Below are 20,740 nucleotides of genomic sequence, written 5' to 3'. Positions count from 1 at the left end.
GGGCACACCGAGCCTAGGCGAGGTGCCGAGTGGTGGGGCATAAAGCGTTTTGGTTACTTTTGCGCTTCTCAAAAGTGACCCGCCGTAAGGGCGGAACCCTAAGCAGCCGTTACCCAAATAACGGATATACACACAAAAACCCCCACTCCCACAATCCGTCATCCCAAGGCTACGGAGCCTTGCGCCATTGCCTACAACTACGCCAGAATCCGCCGGCTTGTACGCCTTGGGCCTGGGCTTTAACGTTTGCGGGTCGCTGTCAGTTCAGCGATCGGGTTTAGCAGCCTGGACATCCTAGACGTACGCTCTCCACATGCATGAGCAGGCTTCAGCGCTTGCGCATCTATGCCATGGCGGTTGTGCGTGGGAGACCTTCGGGTCTGCCGGGTTCTAGGGTCCCGGTCTGCTAACCCGCGTACAGTCGCCACCATTCTCGTTTAGCAGCGATATCTGGCGGCTCCACTACCCTAGGAGCGTCAACCATGCACAAGGTCACACCCACCCCACCCGAACCAGAAACAGACCCCAAGAAACTCCAGGAAGCCTCTGATCGCGCGCTCGATTACTACCTGAACCCCAAACAGGCCAAATCCGAGAATAAACCGTCGCCAGGCCAGCTCTTCACCATCGTCGACGGCATCGACACCGAAAGCCTGCTGGCCAACCTCAGCGAAACCCTGGCCTCAGCCGATGCCATGGTCAGCGACCTTGCGTTCGACCTGAAAGGCTCACGACGCCATGTTGCCCTCGGCATCCTGCAACTGATAGAACTGAGTGGTTTGTTGGCGAATCGACTATTGGATAACGTCAACCCGCAGCACTGACCAACATCGCCGCAAAACTCAGCACCACAGATAAAAACTCGCCCAACAAAAGGCCCCGCGTTCTTTCAGAGGCGGGGCTATTTTGATTTATCTGGGAGACGGAACCAGCACGATTGGCGAGTGCATTAACGTACCGTCAAATCCATTCGGTAGCCTGCCCCCGGAGCACCTTCGTGCAACGCCGACTGAATCCTTTCATACAAAGCATTGGCCTCCGCAGTCGTTATTGACCGAGAACAATCACGCAGTACGACGTGCAGTAGAACATTCTCCTGATCGGCCAGGAGGCCAAGTCGCTCAATAGCTTGCGGCGGCAATTCCGATGAAAGCCAGCGTCCTTTGATCTGCATTTCCTCGATCCAGCCAGAACAGTCCCCGGCCGCCTGAAGCATCCTCTCCGTCAGCACCTCCTCGCTCAATCCAGGAGACACCGCCACCGAAATATCTCGAGAAATCGAAGGCAAGCGCGAAACGGCGCTCCATGGCCGCAGATCTTGCATTTGAGCCTGCACTCGTTCGTTAGAGTCTCGCAACAAACGGATATCCGGAATGCCCTTGCGTAGCATCGTCAACCGATCCAGGCCCATTCCCAACGCTAGTCCACCATGGCTCCGAGGATCAATTTTTAATCGCCTCAGTAGCGAAGTGGCGATGAGGCCGCATTCGAGCACTTCAACATTGGCGCCGTCGTTCAATACATTCACTTCGATTCCACCCTCGGTGTAGTGATGCGGGCTGTCGCTGTAGACCCAAGGCTTATCGGGTATCGCAGCGCCGAGAATATCGCCGACCAGACGTAACAGATGCTCACGATCCGAAAGTTCTGGATCGCCCAGAACCCAAACATCCATTTGATGCGGTTCGGCGCAATGCCACCTATCCCGACTGTCGCGGCGAAATGTGATGCCCGGAGCGGCGAGCAGGATCATTTCCCCCGTCTTGCGCTCTTGAGCAGCCAGTTGAAGGGCGACGGGAATCTGGCTGGTGGTTTGCGTGCGCAATAGCGAATGTTCGCTCACCCAGCGCGTGTGTTCACTGCCCAAGGTGATCTCTGCCGGGTCATAGCCCAGTAGCCCATAGTTTTCTTCGGCAGACACGATACGCGGGCCAGTCTGAATACGTGCCCGAGGCCAGCCGTTACGAATCAATCCCTCGACAATCACTCAGCAGCCGAATTTTTCGAGGTGCACTATGCCCACATGAATATTCATGAACGCTGCCCATTCTGTTTGAACGGAAAACTTAAGATTTCTGGAATCTTAACGGTATTAAGAAAAGCCAACCCACAATTACCCAACAACATTCGAGCCAGGCTTGCGCTGTTATCAGATTCGGTAGCCAAGGCGGGAGGATTTCTGACAGTCGTAAAAAACAAGGTCACGTCTTTACAAGCCGACAACGAGGAGCATATCGAAACATTGAAATTAGCTGCCGGGGCTCGAGGACTCGGACTCACCGAATTCGCCATCGGCGTCAACAAAGAAATAGCGACCTTCATAGATTACAAGGTGAACTCTCAAATGAATGAGGGCATCAACGGTGTCCACTTGGCTATCGGGGATGGTTCCAGCGGCTTTCACATTGACTTCCTCAGTCCAGACGTCAATGTCACTCCAGTTGTTCAATAACGCTAGTCACTCGAAATCCAGAAGTCCCAAGTACAAATCCTCAGGCCAACAAAAAGCCCCACTTCCTTTCAGAAGCGGGGCTTTTTGCGGATCAGGCCACTTGGGGCTGCACGCTCACCGGCTGTAGCGGTAGCAGCGGTGCATGAGGGTCGGCCTTGACCGACTCACGCCATGCCGCCAGCCATTCGGGATGCGCCTCGCTCCAGACCTGCTCGTGCAGGCGAGACAAGGCCACCGGGTCGCTCAGCAGGGCCAGCCGCTCGGCATTGCTGAGACCGGCAGGGCCGACTTTCAGGGCGTGACGAACGCGTTCGACCCGCAGCCATTCGATCGGCTCGGCCTTGCCGTGACGCGAGGTCGCCAGCGCATACGCCAAGGCGTTCTGTTGTGGATCGACCACCGCCCGGATGAAACCGTCGTTCAGGGCATGCCAACGGTTCTCATGGGTGTACTGGTCAGTCGACAGCAGCTCCTGGGGCGGTGCGTATTCCTCAGGGATGAGGAACAGGCTTTCATCACGGGACTTCAAACCCAGGCCCACGCGGCTGGAGATCACCGACACCGGGATCGACAGCATCAGCGAACCCACGATCGGCACCAGCCACCAGAGGAAGCTCGGGTTCAACCAGATCACCAGCAAGGCCCAGAAGAAGCCCAGCAAAGTCTGCGGGCCGTGGCGCTTGACCGCTTCGCTCCATGGCGTGGAGTCATCGTCCCGCTTGGGCGAGTTCCAGGTCGCGGCCCAGCCCAGGAAAGCGGCGAGCACGAAGCGGGTGTGGAAGATCATCCGCACCGGCGCCAGCAGCATGGAGAACAGCATCTCCAGCAACATGGACAACGTCACCTTGAACTTGCCACCGAACGCCTTCGCGCCCTTGGCCCATATCAGCACGATGCTCAAGAGCTTGGGCAGGAACAGCAGCACGATGGTCGTCGAGAACAGCGCGATGGCCTTCTCTGGATGCCATTGCGGCCACAACGGATAAAGCTGGCGTGGCTCGAGGAAGTACTGCGGCTCCATCAATGTGTTCACCGCCAGCAGCGCGGTGGACAGCACCAGGAAGAAGAACCACAACGGCGCCGACAGGTAGGACATCACGCCGGTCAGGAACACCGCACGGTGCACCGGGTGCATGCCCTTGACCAGGAACAGCCGGAAGTTCATCAGGTTGCCGTGGCACCAGCGACGGTCACGCTTGAGTTCGTCCAGCAGGTTCGGTGGCAGCTCTTCGTAGCTGCCCGGCAGGTCATAGGCAATCCACACGCCCCAGCCGGCACGACGCATCAACGCGGCTTCGACGAAGTCGTGGGACAGGATCGCGCCGGAGAACGCGCCTTTACCCGGCAACGGCGCCAAGGCGCAGTGATCGATGAACGGCTTCATGCGGATGATCGCGTTGTGCCCCCAATAATGGGATTCGCCCAACTGCCAGAAGTGCAGACCGGCAGTGAACAACGGACCATACACCCGGGTGGCGAACTGCTGCATGCGCGCATACAGCGTGTCCATGCCCGAGGCTCGCGGCGCGGTCTGGATGATGCCGGCGTCCGGCGTGGCTTCCATCAGCCGGACCAGGCTGGTCAGGCATTCGCCGCTCATCACCGAGTCCGCGTCGAGCACGACCATGTACTTGTAGTCGCTGCCCCAACGCCGGCAGAAGTCGTCGAGGTTGCCGCTCTTGCGCTTCACGCGACGGCGACGACGGCGGTAGAAGATCTTGCCGAAGCCCCCGGTTTCACGGCAGACATCCAGCCAGGCCTGCTGTTCGGCCACGCAGATATCGGTTTCGTTACTGTCGCTGAGCACGAAGAAGTCGAAGCGATCCAGGTCGCCGGTGGCGGCCACCGACTCGAAGGTCGCGCGCAAACCGGCGAATACCCGCGGCACGTCTTCGTTGCAGATCGGCATCACCAGCGCAGTGCGGGCGTCCTTGGGAATGGGCTCGTTGCCAGCGCTGGCGCCGGAGATGCGGTATTTGTCATGGCCGGTGAGCAATTCGAGAAAGCCCATCAGCGCCGTCCAGAAACCCGCCGACACCCAGCAGAACAGGATCCCGAACAGAATCAGGATGCTGGTCTGCAACGCATACGGCAGCACTTGCGTGGCCGTCTGCAGCAGCGGTTGGTGCAAGACTTCGTCCAGATCCACCAGCGACCAGCCCTGGTACGGCATGATGCCTTTCATGTACCAACCGGCAACGATGGTCTGGCCGAGCATCAGGATCAGCAGGATGTAGCGGCGGATCGAACCCACGGTACGCCAGCGAGCATGAGGCAGCACGCGCTCATCCTTGGGCGGCTTCGGCGGGTTGGTACGTCCGGTCAGGCGCCGCCAACCGCGCACCAGGATATTGGTGCGCCACGGTTCCGGCACGACCTTGGTCCGGCGAATCGGCGGCGTCGCCTTCAAGCACACCCGGCCGTTGGCATCGAGGGCCAGCATTTCGGCGTCCTCGAGTTCCTCGGCGGTGCTCAGCGTCAGGCGACGGCCCACCGAGGCTTGCGCCGCCTCGTTGGGTGCGTCGAATGTCGAAGAAGCCAGGCGCTGGTGCAATTCGCTGAATGACGTGCAGCCCGCCAGCTCGGCGCGCTGCTCGTCGGTCATCGGCAAATGGGCCAGATACTCACTCAGAGATTCTGGTTGTACGGACGTATTACTCATCGGCAGGCAACTGGTAGCTCCAGGTCTCGGTCAGGACTTGTTCAGTCTGCTCCGGTTCCTGTGGGGTTGGGGTCGGCTCGGCGGCAGCGGCGGACGACTTGACGGCCTTGGCCTCTTTCGGCTCGCCGGCCTGCTCGTTGGCTTGCTCTTTTTCGCTCTGCTGCTTGGCGACCTTGTCGGCCTTGGCCAGCGTGGTCACGGAATGCGTGGTGGCTGGCAGCTCGACAGGGACAAGCGGCCTGACCAATGCGGCACGCATCTCGGTCGCTTTGCTCGGGTCCTTGATCTTCAGGCGCAGCGTCAGGCGCCAGCCCTTGGTTTCAGGGTTGTAGCGCACGCTGTTCTCGACGATCTCGGCGTTGTCGCCAACGCTCACCTGGCTACGCACCTCGGCCTCTTCAGGCAGCGCTTGCAGGGACGGCCCTTCGAAATCCACCAGGTAGGCCACGCTGCCGTCCGGTTGACGGATCAGGTTGGACTGCTTCACGTCACCGGTCGAACGCAGGGTCTGCTTGACCCAGGCGCTGTCCGGCGAGTGCAGGTTGGCTTCGTCGAGGGTCCAGTGCAGACGGTAGGCGAAGTCCAGTGGCTGGCCTGGTTCAGGCAGTTTTTCCGGGCTCCAGAACGCAACGATGTTGTCGTTGGTTTCGTCGGCGGTCGGGATTTCAACCAGATCGACAGTCCCTTTACCCCAGTCGCCTTTCGGTTCGATCCAGGCGCTTGGACGTTTTTCGTAACGGTCATCCAGGTCTTCGTAGTGGCTGAAGTCACGACCACGTTGCAGCAGGCCGAAACCACGCGGGTTTTCTACCGAGAAGTTGCTCACGGCCAGGTGTTTGGGGTTGTTCAGCGGACGCCAGATCCACTCGCCGTTGCCGGCATGGATGGAAAGGCCGCTGGAATCATGGAGTTCACGACGGTAGTTCAGCACCTTGGACGGCTGGTTGGCGCCGAACAGGAACATGCTGGTCAACGGGGCGATGCCCAGCTTGTTGACCCGATCACGCAGGAACACCCGTGATTTCACGTCGACAACGGTGTCGGTGCCCGGACGCAAGGTCAGGCGATAGGCGCCAGTGGCCCGTGGCGAATCCAGCAGGGCGAAGATCACCAGGTGCTTGTCGGTCGGTTTCGGACGCTGGATCCAGAACTCGCGAAAGCGTGGGAATTCCTCACCGGACGGCAGCGCGGTGTCGATGGCCATGCCACGAGCGGACAAGCCGTAGACCTGGCCCTTGCCGATGACGCGGAAATAACTCGCGCCCAGCATGGTCATGATTTCGTCTTGCTTGTCGGCCTTGTTGATCGGGTACAGCACGCGGAAACCGGCGTAGCCCAGCTGTTCGGTGGCCTTGGGATCGAACTTCACGTCGCCGAAATCGAAACGCGTCGGGTCGTACTTGATCTCGTCGACGGTGGTCGCGGTGATTTCGTTGATTTTCACCGGCGTGTCGAAATGCATGCCCTGGTGATAGAAGGACAGCCGGAACGGGGTCTTCTGGTCAGCCCATTCAGCTTTTTCGGTGCGGAAACGAATTTTCTGATAATCGGCGAATTTCATTTCGCGGAATTCGTTCGGCAAATTGCTGCGCGGGGCTTCGAACTTCTGCCCGGCCAATTCTTGTGCCTTCGCCGATACATCATCCAGGCTGAATGCCCACAGTTGGCCCGCGCCGAGCAGGCACAACAGGGCCGAGCCCGTTACCAGGGCGCTTCTCAACCGTTTGGCCGTCATTTTTGGTGCATTACAGGGACTAACAATCACGAGCAACCCTCGCCGAAAACTGATCAAAAAACCAACGGCCAGATAAAGTATCTGCACGGTAACGGCGCTGAAAAACCGCTCCTGCTGACCACTCTTGCCAAGTTGGCGAGCATTGTTCCGACTCCGACGGGGCAAAATGATTCCCCAAACGGTCCAGGACAACTCTCTACCTAAGTCAAATGGACCAGCGAACGCTGATCCCCCGTAGCGCGCGATTATCTAGTAGCCCGCGTGACAACGCATCAGGGGTAGCAAAGTATTTATCGAGAAAACTCACCGTTTTACCTCGAAACAGAACCGAAAAGATGTTTCTAACGCTTTCAGGACTGTAACAGGAAGGTTACCGGGCCATCATTGACCAGATGAACCTGCATGTCGGCGCCGAATCTACCTGATGCCACAGTGCCATGCACCTGTTTCGCCTGACTCAACAAATAGTTGAACAATTCTTCGCCCAGGGCCGGAGGCGCAGCCGTGGAAAAACTCGGGCGCAGACCGCTCTTGGTGTCCGCCGCCAGGGTGAATTGCGACACCAGCAGCAATCCACCACCGACATCCGCCAAGGACAGGTTCATCTTGCCCTCAGCGTCGCTGAACACTCGATAGTTAAGCAGCTTGTGCAGAAGTTTGTCGGCGCTGGCCCGGGTATCTCCGGGTTCGACGGCCACCAGCACCAGCAAGCCCTGGTCCACGGCCCCGACGATCTCGCCTGCCACCTCGACCCGGGCGCCGCGCACCCGTTGCAACAGCCCCTTCATGCTTCTTCGGGCGGCAAGTCGAGCAGGCGTCGGGCCATTTGCGCGGCAGCGCGCACCAACGCGTCGGTAATCCCCGGCTCCGAGGCGGCGTGGCCGGCGTCGCGGATCACCTGCAGTTCGCTGTTGGGCCAGTTCTGATGCAGCTCCCAGGCATTGTCCAATGGGCAGATGACGTCGTAGCGGCCGTGCACGATGACGCCTGGCAGATGGGCGATCTTGCCCATGTCGCGAATCAACTGGTTGGGTTCGAGGAAAGCGTTGTTGGTGAAGTAGTGGCATTCGATCCGGGCGATCGACAGCGCCCGCTGCGGCTCGGAGAAGCGATCGACCACCAGCGGGTTCGGACGCAGGGTGGCGGTACGACCTTCCCAGGTGGACCAGGCCTTGGCCGCGTGCATCTGGGCGATCTGGTCGTTGCCGGTCAGGCGCTTGTGGAAAGCGCTGAGCAGGTCGTCGCGCTCGTCCAGCGGGATCGGTGCGATGTAGTCCTGCCAGTAGTCGGGAAACAGGCGACTGGCGCCAGCCTGATAGAACCACTCGATTTCCTGTGGACGGCAGAGAAAGATCCCACGCAGGATCAGGCCATGCACCCGCTCGGGATGAGTCTGGGCGTATGCCAGGGCCAGGGTCGAGCCCCAGGAACCGCCGAACAGCACCCATTTCTCGATACCCAAATGCTTGCGGATACGCTCCAGGTCTTCGACCAGATCCCAGGTGGTGTTGTTTTCCAGGCTGGCGTGGGGGGTGGACCGACCGCAACCGCGCTGGTCGAAGGTGACGATGCGGTACAGGTTCGGATCGAAGTAGCGACGGCTCTGCGCATCGCAGCCGGCACCCGGGCCGCCGTGAATGAACACCACTGGCAGGCCTTCTGGGGAACCGCTTTCATCGACATAGAGCGTGTGGGTGTCATCGACAGCCAGATCGTGCCGGGCATGGGGTTTGATCTGCGGGTACAAAGTCTGCATTGCGCGCTCCGTAAGGGGTCGAGTCATCCCTGTAGGGACTTCTATTTAGTCTGCCGTCCGGCATCATAAACCCGAATGACCTTAATGAGCATGTCCCCTGCGCAGTCAAAGCATGTCAGCCAGATACGCCAGCAGCGCCCGATACATCCGATCGACCTCCGGCACCTGGCCCCGGCCACGCAGGCAACCGTGGACCAGCCCGTCGCCGACATACAGCACGGCGTCCCCCCCTGCGGCGTTCAGCCGCTCGCGATAAAGGACGCCGTCGTCGCGCAGCGGATCCCATTGCGCGACGACAATCAGCGCTGGCGGCAAGCCGTCCAGGTTGTCGGCGAGTAACGGCATGGCATAAGGCGAGGGACGAGCGACACCCAGGTACAGCGCCTCATAGCGCTCCAGGTCGCGACTGCTCAGGAGCGGGGCATCGAAGCACTCGTGACGCGACGGCAGATCCGCGGGGCCACCGAGCGCCGGATAAATCAAGACCTGGGCCCGGGGCAACGGTTGCCCGGCATCGCGCAAGGCCAGGCATAACGCGGCGGCGAGATTGCCGCCGGCGCTGTCACCGACCACCAGCCGGCGACGGGGGTCGATGGCAAACGGAATGTCCGCCAAGTGGCGCCACACCGCGAGGCAATCTTCAAAACCGGCCGGAAACGGATGCTCCGGGGCCAGCCGGTAATCCACCGCCACCACCAACGCGCCCAACTCAGCGGCCAGTTCCATGCAGATGAAGTCATGGGAATCCAGGTCCCCCACGACCCAACCGCCACCGTGCAGGTAAAGCATGCATGGCCAGCCGGCGAGCGGCGCCGCACGTTGCGGGTAATAGGCCCGCACCGCCACGCCGGCCAGTTCGAAATCCTCGATGGCCAGCGTCGGCGGGCAAGGCGCAGTGAACGCCCGGCACATCTGGCTGTAGGCCTGGCGCGAACCGGCGAGGCTGTCGTCCGGGCTGGTGAAGCTCAGGGTTTTGTCGATGAAGGCTGACATTGCCTGGGAGAGTGGGTAAGTCATCGTGGTGTGGCTCGAAGGCTTTTGTGGCGAGGGAGCTAGCTCCCGCTGGGTGGCGCAGCCGCCCCAAGAATCTTGTGAGCGCTGCGCACTCAAGCGGGAGCAAGCTCCCTCGCCACAGGGGTTATCAGTGCCCGGAAAACTGCCTCAGTTCTTGAGACTGGCCTGCACCGCCGCCACGCCCTCCTTGCCATCGAAGCTCGTGACACCCGCCAGCCAGCGCTGAAGATCCTCGGGATGCTCGCGCAGCCATTGGCGGGCGACGTCCTGAGGTGTCTTGCGCTCCATGATCGGCACCATCAACTGACTCTCCTGGGCAGCGGTGAAGGTGAGGTTTTCCAACAGCCGGCTCACATTCGGGCAACGCTGGGCGTAGTCCGGCGCGGTCACGGTGGACACGGTCGCGGCGCCTTCGTTCGGACCATAGACGTCCTCGCTGCCGGTCAGGTAGGTGATGTTCATGTTGATGTTCATCGGGTGCGGGGTCCAGCCGACGAAGACCACGAACTCCTTGCGGTTCACCGCCCGCTGTACCGCCGCCAACATGCCTGCTTCACCGGATTCGATCAGCTTGAAGTCCTTGAGGCCGAAGTGGTTGGTCTCGATCATGGTCTTGATGGTGGTGTTGGCACCGCTGCCCGGCTCGATGCCGTAGATCTTGCCGCCAAGCTGATCCTTGAACCGGGCGATGTCGGCAAAGGTCTTGAGCCCCGCCGCCGCCACGTAATCCGGTACGGCCAATGTGGCCTGGGCGTCAGCCAGGCTTGGTTTGTCCAGTACCTTCACCTGGTTGGCCGCCAGGAACGGGGCGATGTTCTTGTCCATCGCCGGCTTCCAATACCCCAGGAAGATGTCGAGCCGCTTGTCGCGGATGCCGGCGAAGATGATCTGTTGCACGGCGCTGGTCTGCTTGCTGTCGTAGCCCAGGCCAGTGAGCAGTACGTCGGCCATGCCGCTGGTGGCGATCACATCGGTCCAGTTGACCACTCCCATGCGGACGGTCTGGCAGGACGCAGGCTCGGCGGCCATCGCCCCGGTGCAGAGTAGAACGGTACCGCAGAGGAACGACAGACAGCGTTTGAACAGTCTTTTCATCGCGAGGGTCTCGTGCGGCAGCGGATTATTATAGGGCGGTGTCTTCGCGCACCGTGACCGGAACATTACGCAGCGTCGAGGGGGTCAAGATGAACTGTGGCGACTCGGTTTTGCACGGTGGCGACTAGACCTGTAGGAGCTGCCGAAGGCTGCGATCTTTTGATTCACTTGAGACTCAAGCGCTGATGAAAAGATCGCAGCCTCGTTGCACTCGTCAGCTCCTACAGTCCAGCGGGGAGCCGCGTGGTGTTTATTTCTTGTAAGCCTGCTGTCCCCACGCCAGGAAACCTTCCAGCAATTCCTTGAGCACCACCTGGGTCGGCGCCGCCAGATCCGGGCGGTAGTTGAACGGTTCGAATTCTTCCATGTAGGTGCTCTGGCACAGTTCCAGTTGCACCGCGTGGATGTCTTCGGCCGGGTTGCCGTAGTGCCGCGTGATGTGTCCGCCCTTGAAACGCCCGTTGAGCACATGAGTGAACTGGCCGTGGCGGGCGCAGATGGCTTCGAGCTGGCTGGCCAGGGTCGGGTCGCAACTGGCACCGTTGAACGTACCAAGGTTGAAGTCCGGCAGCTTGCCGTCGAACAGGTGCGGGATCACCGAACGGATCGAGTGGGCGTCGAACAGCAAGGCGTAGCCGAACTCGTCCTTGAGCCGCGCCAGTTCCTGCCGCAGCGCTTGGTGGTAAGGCATCCAGACTTGCTGCAGATACGTCGCCCGCTCCTCGGCCGACGGTTCCAGCCCTTCGCGAAACAACGGCACGCCATCGAACAGCGTCGTCGGGTACAAACCGGTGGTGGCGCCGACATACATCGGTGTGTCATCGGAAGGGCGATTCAGGTCGACGACGAACCGTGAATACTCGGCGGCCAGGGTGCTGGCGCCCAACTCATTGGCGAACTCATAGAGCTTGGGAATGTGCCAGTCGGTGTCCGGCAGGCTCTGGGCTTCGGGAATCAACCCGGCCTTCACCGCCGGGGTCAGGCGCAGGCCGGCGTGGGGCATGCTGACCAACAGCGGCACGCGCCCTTGCTTGAAATTCAGGACCTTCTCCACAACCATTCTCCTCAATCGATTTCCGCGCCGTGACGCACGACGCGTTTTTCCAGATCGCCACCGAGCCAGTACGCCAGGTCGGCCGGGCGGTCGATGTGCCAGGCGACAAAATCCGCGACCTTGCCGACTTCCAGGGAACCGTGGGTGGCGGCCATGCCCAAGGCCTGGGCCGCATGAATCGTCGCCCCTGCCAGGGCTTCTTCCGGGGTCATGCGGAAACAGGTGCACGCCATGTTCAACATCAAGCGCAGCGACAGCGCCGGCGAGGTGCCGGGGTTGAGGTCGCTGGCCACGGCGATCTTCACACCGTGCTTGCGCAAGGCGTCCATGGGCGGCAGTTGGGTTTCCCGCAGGAAATAAAACGCCCCCGGTAGCAATACCGCCACGGTGCCGGAAGCGGCCATGGCCTTGGCGTCGTCCTCGGTCATGAACTCCAGGTGATCGGCCGACAGCGCCTGGTAACGCGCCGCCAGGCTGGAACCGTGCAGAGACGACAACTGTTCGGCATGCAGCTTCACCGGCAGGCCCAGTTGTCGCGCGGTGATGAACACCCGCTCGACCTGCGCCGGGGAAAACGCCAGGTATTCGCAAAAGGCATCCACCGCGTCCACCAACCCCTCGGCCGCCAGGGCAGGCAGCATCTCGGTGCAGATGTGTTCGATGTAGTCATCGGCGCGATCCTTGTACTCCGGCGGCAAGGCGTGGGCCGCCAGGCACGTACTGCGCACACTGACCGGCAATGCGTCACCGAGGCGACGGATGACCCGCAGGATCTTGCGTTCGCTGGCCAGGTCCAGGCCGTAGCCGGACTTGATCTCTACCGTGGTCACGCCGTCGCGCATCAGGCTTTTCAGGCGTTTTGCGGCGCTGGCGAACAGTTCGTCTTCACTGGCGGCGCGGGTGGCGCGCACGGTACTGGCGATGCCACCGCCGGCCGCCGCGATTTCGGCGTAGCTGACGCCTTGCAGGCGCTGTTCGAACTCACCGCTGCGGTTGCCGCCAAATACCGTGTGGGTGTGGCAGTCGATCAACCCCGGCGTGACCCAGGCGCCCTTGAGGTCGTTGACCGCCGGGTAGTCCCCCATCGGCAATTCGGCACGCGGGCCGATCCATTGAATGTGCTCGCCCTGAGTGACGATGGCGGCGTCTTCGATGATCGAGTAGACGCCCTGGGCCATGGTGGCGGCGTGGCAGTTTTGCCAGAGGGTTTTCATCCCGGTTTCCTCGTCGCGTTCAAAATCGAATCGCGAGCAAGCTCACTCCCACAGGGGTTTTGAGTGCATCAGAAACCGTGTGGAAGCGAGCTCGCTCGCGATGAGGCCCTTACAGGCTCGGCAACAACTGCGCCGTGACCAATTCGTTCAGGCACCGACTCGCCAGCAACTCAGTGGCGGCATTGATGTCCGGCGCAAAGAACCGATCCTTCTCATAAAACGGCACTTCTGCACGCAACAGACCACGGGCCCGCTCCAGTTTGGAAGAGGTCTTCAAACCGCCGCGCAGGTCCAGCCCCTGGCATGCCGCGAGCCATTCCACGGCCAGAATCCCACGGGTGTTCTCGGCCATTTCCCAGAGGCGCTTGCCGGCGGCCGGGGCCATGGAGACGTGGTCTTCCTGGTTGGCCGAGGTCGGCAGGCTGTCCACCGAATGGGGGTGGGACAGCGCCTTGTTTTCACTGGCCAGGGCCGCCGCGGTGACCTGGGCGATCATGAAGCCGGAGTTCACCCCGCCATTGGCCACCAGGAACGGCGGCAACTGCGACATGTGCTTGTCCATCATCAACGAAATCCGCCGTTCGCTCAGGGAGCCGATTTCGGCAATCGCCAAGGCCATGTTGTCGGCGGCCATCGCCACCGGTTCGGCGTGGAAGTTGCCCCCGGAAATCACGTCACCCTCGGCGGCGAACACCAGCGGGTTATCCGACACGGCGTTGGCTTCGATCACCAGCACTTCGGCGGCCTGGCGGAACTGGGTCAGGCAGGCGCCCATCACTTGCGGTTGGCAACGCAGGGAATACGGGTCCTGGACCTTGTCGCAGTTCTGGTGCGAGTCGGAGACTTCGCTGCGCTCGCCCAGCAGATCGCGGTAAGCGGCGGCAGCATCGATCTGGCCTTTCTGGCCGCGAGCGGCATGGATGCGCGCGTCGAACGGCGAGCGCGAACCGAGTACCGCTTCCACCGTCAGGCTGCCCAGGGCCAGGGCACCGGCAAACAGGTCTTCGCCTTCGAACAGGCCACGCAGGGCAAACGCAGTGGAGACCTGGGTGCCGTTGAGCAGCGCCAGGCCTTCCTTGGCGGCCAGGGTCAACGGCGCGAGACCGGCGATTTTCAGCGCCTCGACGGCCGGCAGCCATTCGCCCTTGTAGCGGGCCTTGCCTTCACCCAGCAGCACCAGGGACATGTGGGCCAGCGGCGCCAGGTCACCGGACGCACCGACCGACCCCTTGAGCGGAATGTGCGGGTAGACCTCGGCATTGATCAGCGCAATCAGCGCATCGATCACCTGCCGACGGATGCCGGAAAAACCCCGGCTCAGGCTGTTGACCTTGAGCACCATGACCAAGCGTACCAGCGCATCGCTGATCGGCTCGCCCACGCCGGCGGCATGGGACAGCACCAGGGAGCGCTGCAGGTTTTCCAGGTCCTCGCTGGCGATGCGGGTCGAGGCCAGCAAGCCAAAACCGGTGTTGATGCCGTAGGCGGTGCGGTTCTCGGCGAGGATCTGTTCCACGCAGGCGACGCTGGCCTCGATCTGCGCCGAGGCACTGGCGTCGAGGCTCAAGGTCACCGGTTGCTGATAGATGTCACGCAATTGAGCCAGGCTCAATTGGCCGGGAATCAGGTTTAAGGCAGTCATGTATTGCTCCTTTTGAGAGTTTTGTTTTTTCACCCGCCAGTCGCTCCGGAATGTTCCGTTATCCGTCACCTTCGCTTTGGGCGATGCCTTGTGGGCAATGGGTGTCTTGGCACGCTGGCGCTTTTCGATCAATTCAAATCAGGTAAAGCGTTGTGCAGCACAAAGGGATCCTTGAGCAACCCGGCGGCACTGGCGATGTCCGGCGCCAGCCAGCGGTCCTGATCGTAGGCCGGCACGCGCTCGCGCAGCAGTTTCCAGGCGATGTCGGTACCGACGCCGAAACGCTGGGCCTTGAGAAACTCAAAGGCCTGGGCCGCCAGCAGGTATTCGATGGCGAGGATCTGCGTGCAGTTTTCCAGGGCCCGGTGCAGCTTCAGGGCGGCGTTGGTGCCCATGCTCAGGTGGTCTTCCTGCAAACCGGAGGTGACGAAATTGTCCAGCACCGCCGGTTGCGCCAGTTGCTTGTTCTCCGCGCACAGCGACGCGGCGACGTATTGCACGATCATCATCCCCGAGTTCACGCCGGGATTGGCCACCAGGAAGGCTGGCAGGCCGCTGACGTGGGGGTTGATCAGGCGGTCGAGGCGACGCTCGGCGATGGAGCCGATTTCGGCCATGGCAATCGCCAGCAGATCCGCCGCCAAGGCCACCGATTGGCCGTGGGGATTGGCCTGGGACATGACCCGGAAGTTTTCCGGCGTACCCAGCAACAGCGGGTTATCGGTGACTGCGTTGAGTTCGGTTTCGATCTGTTGCCGGGCGTGGGCCAACTGATCGCGAGCCGCGCCGTGCACTTGGGGAATCGAGCGGATGCTCAAGGCATCCTGGGTGCGAATGCCCAGGCTCGCGGCGATGACCTCGCTGCCGTCGAGCAAGGCCCGCAAATTGCTCCCGACCTGCTGCATGCCCGGGTGCGGCTTGAGGGCGATGATCTCGGCATCGAACGCGGCAATCTGGCCACGCTGGGCCTCGAAGCTCATGGCGCCGATCACATCGGCCCATTGCACCAGCCGCGTCGCATCGGCCAGGGCCAGGCAACTGAGGCCGGTCATGCACGGCGTGCCGTTGACCAGGCACAGACCGTCCTTGGCCCCCAGTTGCACCGGTTGCAACCCCTCGGCGGCCAAGGCCTGTTGCGCCGGGACTATTTGTCCGCGATAGCTGACCTGACCAACCCCCAGCAGCGCGATGCCGATGTGGGCCATGTGGGTCAGGTAACCCACCGAACCCTGGGATGGCACTTGCGGCGTGATGCCGCGATTGAGCAGTGCGAGCAACGCCTCGACCACCCGACGATGGATGCCGGATTTGCCCTGGCTGTAGTTGAGGATGGCGGCGCAGAGGATCGCCCGGGTCTGTTCATCCGTCAGCGGCGCGCCGACGCCACAGGCATGGCTGAGCAGGGTATTGCGTGACAGTTGGCTGAGCTGTTCGTCCTTGAGCGAGACATTGCACAAGGCCCCCAGGCCGGTGTTGACACCGTAGGCGCGCTCGCCACTTTCGACGATGCGCTGGACGATGGCCTGGGCATTGTCGATCCGCGCCCAGGTCTGGGCCGACAACTCGAGCTCGGCACCGAAGCGGGCGACGGCGACGACGTCCTGCCAGCGTAACGGAGCACCGGTGATTACGATTTTTTCAGCCTGGGACATCCTCAACCTCGTCTGTACAACTTGAATATTGATGCAGCTGGGCCGGTCCTATCGCGAGCAAGCTCGCTCCCAAAGGGATTTCCTTTGGACACAAAATGTGCGGGCAAAAGAGATCCCATTGTGGGAGCGAGCTTGCTCGCGATGAGGCCAGCCCTGCCACCACAAACCCTTCAAACCACCGCAGCCCTGCGCTGCACGAACCGATCGACATATTCATCCGCCGGCGAGTGCAGGATCTCCCGCGGCGTGCCGACCTGGATCAGCTTGCCATCCTTGAGGATCGCAATGCGGTTGCCGATGCGCACGGCCTCGTCGAGGTCGTGGGTGATGAAGACGATGGTCTTGTGCAGGGTCTTTTGCAGCTCCAGCAACTGGTCCTGCATTTCCGCACGGATCAGCGGGTCGAGGGCGCTGAAGGCTTCGTCCATCAGGATGATATCGGTGTCCGCCGCCAAGGCCCGGGCCAGGCCGACGCGCTGGCGCATGCCACCGGAGAGCTGGTGCGGGTATTTGTTCTCGTAGCCCTTCAGGCCCACGGTGTCGATCCAGTGCTGCGCCCGCTCGGTGCACACCTGCTTGCTCTCGCCACGCACTTTCAAGCCATAGGCGACGTTGTCCAGCACGCTCTTGTGGGGCAGCAGGCCGAAGCTCTGGAACACCATGCTGATCTTGTGCCGGCGAAATTCGCGCAGGGCGTCCATGTCCAGCTGCAGGATGTCTTCGCCGTCCACCAGGATCGCGCCGCTGGTGGGGTCGATCAGCCGATTGAAGTGGCGCACCAGGGTGGACTTGCCAGAACCCGACAGGCCCATGATCACGAAGATCTCGCCGGTGCCGATGCTCAGCGACAAGTCGTTCACGCCGACTACGCAACCGGTCTCGGCCAGCACCTGGTCCTTGGTCTTGTTCTGGTGGATCAGCGCCAGGGCTTCCTTGGAGCGATTGCCGAAAATCTTGAAGACGTTCTTGACTTCGATCTTGCTGATGGCTGCGTTGCTCATTTGCTCACCTCATGCCGAGGACGACCATAGGCCTGGGTAATGCGGTCGATGACCACGGCGAGAATCACGATGGCCAACCCGGCTTCCAGGCCACGGCCGACGTTGAGGGTCTGGATGCCCACCAGCACGTCTTCACCCAGGCCACGGGCACCGATCATCGAGGCGATGACCACCATCGACAGGGCCATCATGGTGGTCTGGTTGATCCCGGCCATGATGCTCGGCAGGGCCAGGGGCAGTTGTACGCCGAACAGCTGCTGCCAGCGGTTGGCGCCGAAGGCGTTGATGGCTTCCATCACTTCGCCGTCCACCTGGCGGATGCCCAGGTCGGTCAGGCGGATCAATGGCGGCGCGGCATAGATCACCGTGGCGAAAATCGCCGGGACCTTGCCCAGGCCGAACAGCATCAACACCGGAATCAGGTACACGAAGCTCGGCATGGTCTGCATGATGTCCAGCAACGGCATCAGCACCGAACGCAGGCGGTTGCTGCGCGCCGAAAGAATGCCCAGGGGAATGCCGATCAACACCGAGATCAGCGTCGCCACCAGCATCAGGGCGAGGGTCTGCATCAGCTTGTCCCACAGGCCTACCGCACCCACCAGGAACAACAGGCCGACGATGACTGCCGTGGCCACGACCTTGCGGGTGGCGTGCCAGGCAATGCCGCCGACGATGGCCAGCATCAGCCACCAGGGCGCCATGCGCAACAGGCCTTCGAGGTTGACGATGGCCCACAGCAGGGTGTCGGAGATGTGCCGGAACACATCGCCATAGTTGGTCACCAGGGAGTCGACCCAACCGTTGACCCAATCGGCGATGGAGAAGGTAAAGCTTTCGGGAAACATAAGAGACTCTCGATCAAGTGGATGCGGTGAACGTCCCGGCCAGCCCCACGGTTGGCCGGGAAAGATTCGACCTACAGAGCCGCGTCGATTTTCTTGGCAGCGTCTGCACTGACCCAGGCATGCCAGACTTCAGGATGTTCCTTCAGGAAGATCTTCGCCAGTTTCGGCGACTCGATCCGATCTTTGGCCATGCGCCCGAGGTTCTGGTTCAGGATATCGATCGGCAGGTTGACCTTTTCCAGCACCGCCACCAGTTCCGGGGCTTCGTCGTGGAAGGTCTTGGACAGGCCGACCTTGATGCTCACGCTTTTATCCACGCCGGGTTTTTCTTCCAGTTTCACCAGGTCCACCTGGCCCATCAGCGGCGTTGGCGACCAGTAGTAGAACAGGATCGGCTCGCCACGCTTGTAGCTCGACAGCACCGCCGCATCCAGCGCCGGGCCGGTGCCTGGACGGAAGTTAGTGTAGGTTTTTTCCAAGCCGTAGCTTTTCAGCATTTCGCTGTTGTCCAGTTCACAGGTCCAACCGGCCGGGCAGTTGTAGAAACGGCCCTTGGACGGCTCTTCCGGATCCTTGAACACGGCGGCGTACTGGCCCAGGTCAGCGATGTTCTTCAGGCCCGGCGCCTTGGCTTCAAGCTTGCGCTTGGCGTCGCCTTCAACCACGTAGCGTGGCACGTACCAGCCTTCGATGGCGCCCACCACCGGCGCGCCGACGCCGACCACCTTGCCGGCCTTCTCGGCCTTGTTCCACACCTCGCTGCGGCCGACCCACTCTTCGGCGAACACCTGGATGTCGTTGCTGCTCAGGGCGTTCTCCATGGTGATGGAGTTGCCCGGCAGGCTGTCGGTCTTGCAGCCGTAGCCTTTTTCCAGCACCACTTGCAGGACGTCGGTCAACAGCATGGCGCTTTCCCAGTTCAGACCGGCGAACTTCACCGGTTTGCCCGACTCGCACCAACCCGCCGCTTGCGAGGCGCCGGCGCTGGCCAACAGGCCCATGGAAAGCAATGTGGTCAGCAGGGTCTTGTTCGACTTCATTATGTGACGCTCCTAATCAGTTGGATTGGCTTACGGCAGTCAAGAGGCATCCAGCCCTGTCAACGTCCCATCAGGCCGCTTGAATGCGGCCCGCCCTGCTCGGTTGTGCGTCAACCGCGTCCTGCTCGAGCGGCAGGATCAATTGATCGGGTACTGCGCTGTGCCACTTCCTGGCGAGGACGTAGTACAGCGCCGCCGGGACCACCAGGCCGATGATCCAGGAGATATCCACACCGCCCATGGCTCCCACCAGCGGACCGGTATAGAACTTGGTGGCGATGAACGGCAATTGAACCAGTACGCCGAAGACATAGACGCTGATACCCAAGGCGTTCCAACGACCGTAGCGGCCGTTCGGATCGGCCAGTGCCGGCACGTCATAGCGCTCGCGCGTGATGCAGTAGTAGTCCACCAGGTTGATCGCGCTCCAAGGCGTAAAGAACGCCAGCAAGAACAGGATGAAAGACTTGAACGCACCGAGGAACGAGTGCTGGCCCAATAGCGCGATCAGGGTCGCGGCGCCGACGATGACCAGCACGAAGACCAGGCGCTGCAAGCGCGTGACGTTCAGGTGGCCACGGAAACCGCTGATGATGGTGGCCATGCACATGAAGCTGCCGTAGGAGTTCAGCGTGGAGATGGTGACCTTGCCGAACGCGATGCTGAAGTACAGCAGCGCAGCGGTGGCGCCGGTGCCCCCCAGGCCCACGATGTAAGCCACTTCGTGACCGGCGAACTGCCCGTTGGCCGAGGCGGCGGCAAACACGCCGAGGATCATCGCCACCTGCGCGCCGATGACCGAACCGGCGCCTGCGGCGAAAAAGGTTTTCACCGAGGACGTCTTGCTCGGCAGGTAACGCGAATAGTCAGCCACGTAGGGGCCGAAGGCGATCTGCCAGGAGGCCGCGAGCGACACCGCCAGCAGGAAACTGCTCCAGCTGAAATGGCGGATTTGCAGGAGTGCGCCAACGTCCGTCTGGCTGATCAGACGAGCGAACAGGTAGACAAAGGCAATGACGCCAATGACGCTGGCGACCCGGCCGATGAAGTGAATCACCCGATAACCGAGCACCGTGACCAGCACGATGACGCTGGCGAAAATGAGGATACCGGCACTGTCGCTGACGCTGAACAACTGCCCCAGCGCCTGGCCGGAAAGCACGGTTCCCGTCGCGGTGAAACCCAGGTACATCAGGCACACCAGCACGATCGGGATGGCCGCGCCATACACACCGAACTGCACCCGGCTGGAGATCATCTGCGGCAAGCCAAGCTTGGGCCCTTGCGCGGCATGCAAGGCCATGACCCCACCGCCGAGCACTTGGCCGATCAGCAAACCGATCAACGACCAGAACACATCACCGCCCAGCACCACCGCCAATGCACCGGTGACAATGGCAGTGATTTGCAGGTTGGCCCCCATCCAGAGGGTGAACTGGCTCAACAGCCGACCGTGTCTCTCCGCTTCCGGGATGTAGTCGATCGAGCGCTTCTCGATCAACGGCTTGCTGCTTGCGCGTGTGCTGGTGACAGCCATGGTTCAACCTCTGTGGATTGTTCTGGGGGTGACGCTGG

At 61.5% G+C, this 20,740-nt stretch carries 17 protein-coding genes; 2 read left to right on the top strand and 15 right to left on the bottom strand.

From position 1 onward, the window contains the following. The first annotated feature begins 482 nt into the window (after positions 1–482). Complete coding sequence (locus BLU85_RS17195; RefSeq protein WP_092201106.1) at positions 483–824, top strand: DUF6124 family protein; 342 nt, start codon at positions 483–485, stop codon at positions 822–824. A gap of 125 nt (positions 825–949) precedes the next feature. Here BLU85_RS17195 and BLU85_RS17190 read toward each other — a convergent pair whose 3' ends face one another. Further along, complete coding sequence (locus BLU85_RS17190; protein ID WP_256572859.1) at positions 950–1,921, bottom strand: PheS-related mystery ligase SrmL; 972 nt, start codon at positions 1,919–1,921, stop codon at positions 950–952. Positions 1,922–2,023: 102 nt separating this feature from the next. Between BLU85_RS17190 and BLU85_RS17185 the strand changes: the two genes are divergently transcribed. Further along, on the top strand, positions 2,024–2,452 hold the full coding sequence (locus tag BLU85_RS17185) for a CgnE/CgnB domain-containing protein (protein ID WP_139207943.1): 429 nt from the start codon (positions 2,024–2,026) through the stop codon (positions 2,450–2,452). 91 nt (positions 2,453–2,543) lie between these two features. On the opposite strand, the gene mdoH is transcribed toward BLU85_RS17185, so the two are convergent. The 14 genes from mdoH to BLU85_RS17115 all read right to left on the bottom strand — a co-directional run bounded on the left by mdoH (position 2,544) and on the right by BLU85_RS17115 (position 20,702). Further along, complete coding sequence (gene mdoH, locus BLU85_RS17180; protein ID WP_092201112.1) at positions 2,544–5,114, bottom strand: glucans biosynthesis glucosyltransferase MdoH; 2,571 nt, start codon at positions 5,112–5,114, stop codon at positions 2,544–2,546. After that, the gene (locus BLU85_RS17175) at positions 5,107–6,879 is read right to left on the bottom strand and encodes a glucan biosynthesis protein G (protein ID WP_092201394.1); all 1,773 of its coding nucleotides are present in this window, start codon (positions 6,877–6,879) and stop codon (positions 5,107–5,109) included. The genes mdoH and BLU85_RS17175 overlap by 8 nt, the downstream gene beginning before the upstream one ends. A 320-nt stretch (positions 6,880–7,199) precedes the next feature. Further along, positions 7,200–7,637 carry a D-aminoacyl-tRNA deacylase gene (dtd, locus tag BLU85_RS17170; protein WP_092201114.1) on the bottom strand — a complete coding sequence of 146 codons (438 nt, stop codon included), beginning with the start codon at positions 7,635–7,637 and terminating at the stop codon, positions 7,200–7,202. After that, the gene (gene pip, locus BLU85_RS17165; RefSeq protein ID WP_003196909.1) at positions 7,634–8,605 is read right to left on the bottom strand and encodes a prolyl aminopeptidase; all 972 of its coding nucleotides are present in this window, start codon (positions 8,603–8,605) and stop codon (positions 7,634–7,636) included. The genes dtd and pip overlap by 4 nt, the downstream gene beginning before the upstream one ends. A gap of 105 nt (positions 8,606–8,710) precedes the next feature. Next, positions 8,711–9,622: an alpha/beta hydrolase gene (locus BLU85_RS17160; RefSeq protein WP_256572860.1), complete on the bottom strand. Its 912-nt coding sequence runs from the start codon at positions 9,620–9,622 to the stop codon at positions 8,711–8,713. A 144-nt stretch (positions 9,623–9,766) separates the two neighbouring features. After that, on the bottom strand, positions 9,767–10,714 hold the full coding sequence (locus tag BLU85_RS17155) for a choline ABC transporter substrate-binding protein (protein ID WP_092201118.1): 948 nt from the start codon (positions 10,712–10,714) through the stop codon (positions 9,767–9,769). Positions 10,715–10,964: 250 nt separating this feature from the next. Further along, positions 10,965–11,768, bottom strand: a complete 804-nt coding sequence (gene hutG, locus BLU85_RS17150) for an N-formylglutamate deformylase (RefSeq protein WP_092201396.1) — start codon at positions 11,766–11,768, stop codon at positions 10,965–10,967. Between the two features lie 11 nt (positions 11,769–11,779). Further along, positions 11,780–12,982, bottom strand: a complete 1,203-nt coding sequence (gene hutI / locus BLU85_RS17145) for an imidazolonepropionase (protein ID WP_092201120.1) — start codon at positions 12,980–12,982, stop codon at positions 11,780–11,782. A gap of 109 nt (positions 12,983–13,091) precedes the next feature. Beyond that, positions 13,092–14,624, bottom strand: a complete 1,533-nt coding sequence (hutH, locus tag BLU85_RS17140) for a histidine ammonia-lyase (protein ID WP_092201122.1) — start codon at positions 14,622–14,624, stop codon at positions 13,092–13,094. Between the two features lie 128 nt (positions 14,625–14,752). Then, positions 14,753–16,276: a histidine ammonia-lyase gene (gene hutH, locus BLU85_RS17135; RefSeq protein WP_092201124.1), complete on the bottom strand. Its 1,524-nt coding sequence runs from the start codon at positions 16,274–16,276 to the stop codon at positions 14,753–14,755. Positions 16,277–16,446: 170 nt separating this feature from the next. Next, entirely contained in the window at positions 16,447–17,277 is an 831-nt protein-coding gene (locus BLU85_RS17130) for a quaternary amine ABC transporter ATP-binding protein (protein ID WP_092201126.1), read from the bottom strand. Beyond that, on the bottom strand, positions 17,274–18,125 hold the full coding sequence (locus BLU85_RS17125; protein ID WP_003196893.1) for an ABC transporter permease: 852 nt from the start codon (positions 18,123–18,125) through the stop codon (positions 17,274–17,276). Before BLU85_RS17125 ends, BLU85_RS17130 begins: the two co-directional genes overlap by 4 nt. Positions 18,126–18,196: 71 nt before the next feature. Next, positions 18,197–19,165, bottom strand: coding sequence for an ABC transporter substrate-binding protein (locus BLU85_RS17120; protein WP_092201128.1), 969 nt, complete (start codon positions 19,163–19,165; stop codon positions 18,197–18,199). A 70-nt stretch (positions 19,166–19,235) separates the two neighbouring features. Continuing rightward, positions 19,236–20,702: a purine-cytosine permease family protein gene (locus tag BLU85_RS17115; RefSeq protein WP_092201130.1), complete on the bottom strand. Its 1,467-nt coding sequence runs from the start codon at positions 20,700–20,702 to the stop codon at positions 19,236–19,238. Positions 20,703–20,740 lie beyond the last annotated feature (38 nt).

The sequence above is a fragment of the Pseudomonas sp. NFACC14 genome, from assembly GCF_900106885.1.
In the GTDB taxonomy this organism is placed as follows: Bacteria; Pseudomonadota; Gammaproteobacteria; order Pseudomonadales; family Pseudomonadaceae; genus Aquipseudomonas; species Aquipseudomonas fluorescens_AA.
The sequence above is the reverse complement of the archived record's forward strand: the minus strand, read 5'-3'. Positions and strand labels throughout refer to the sequence as shown.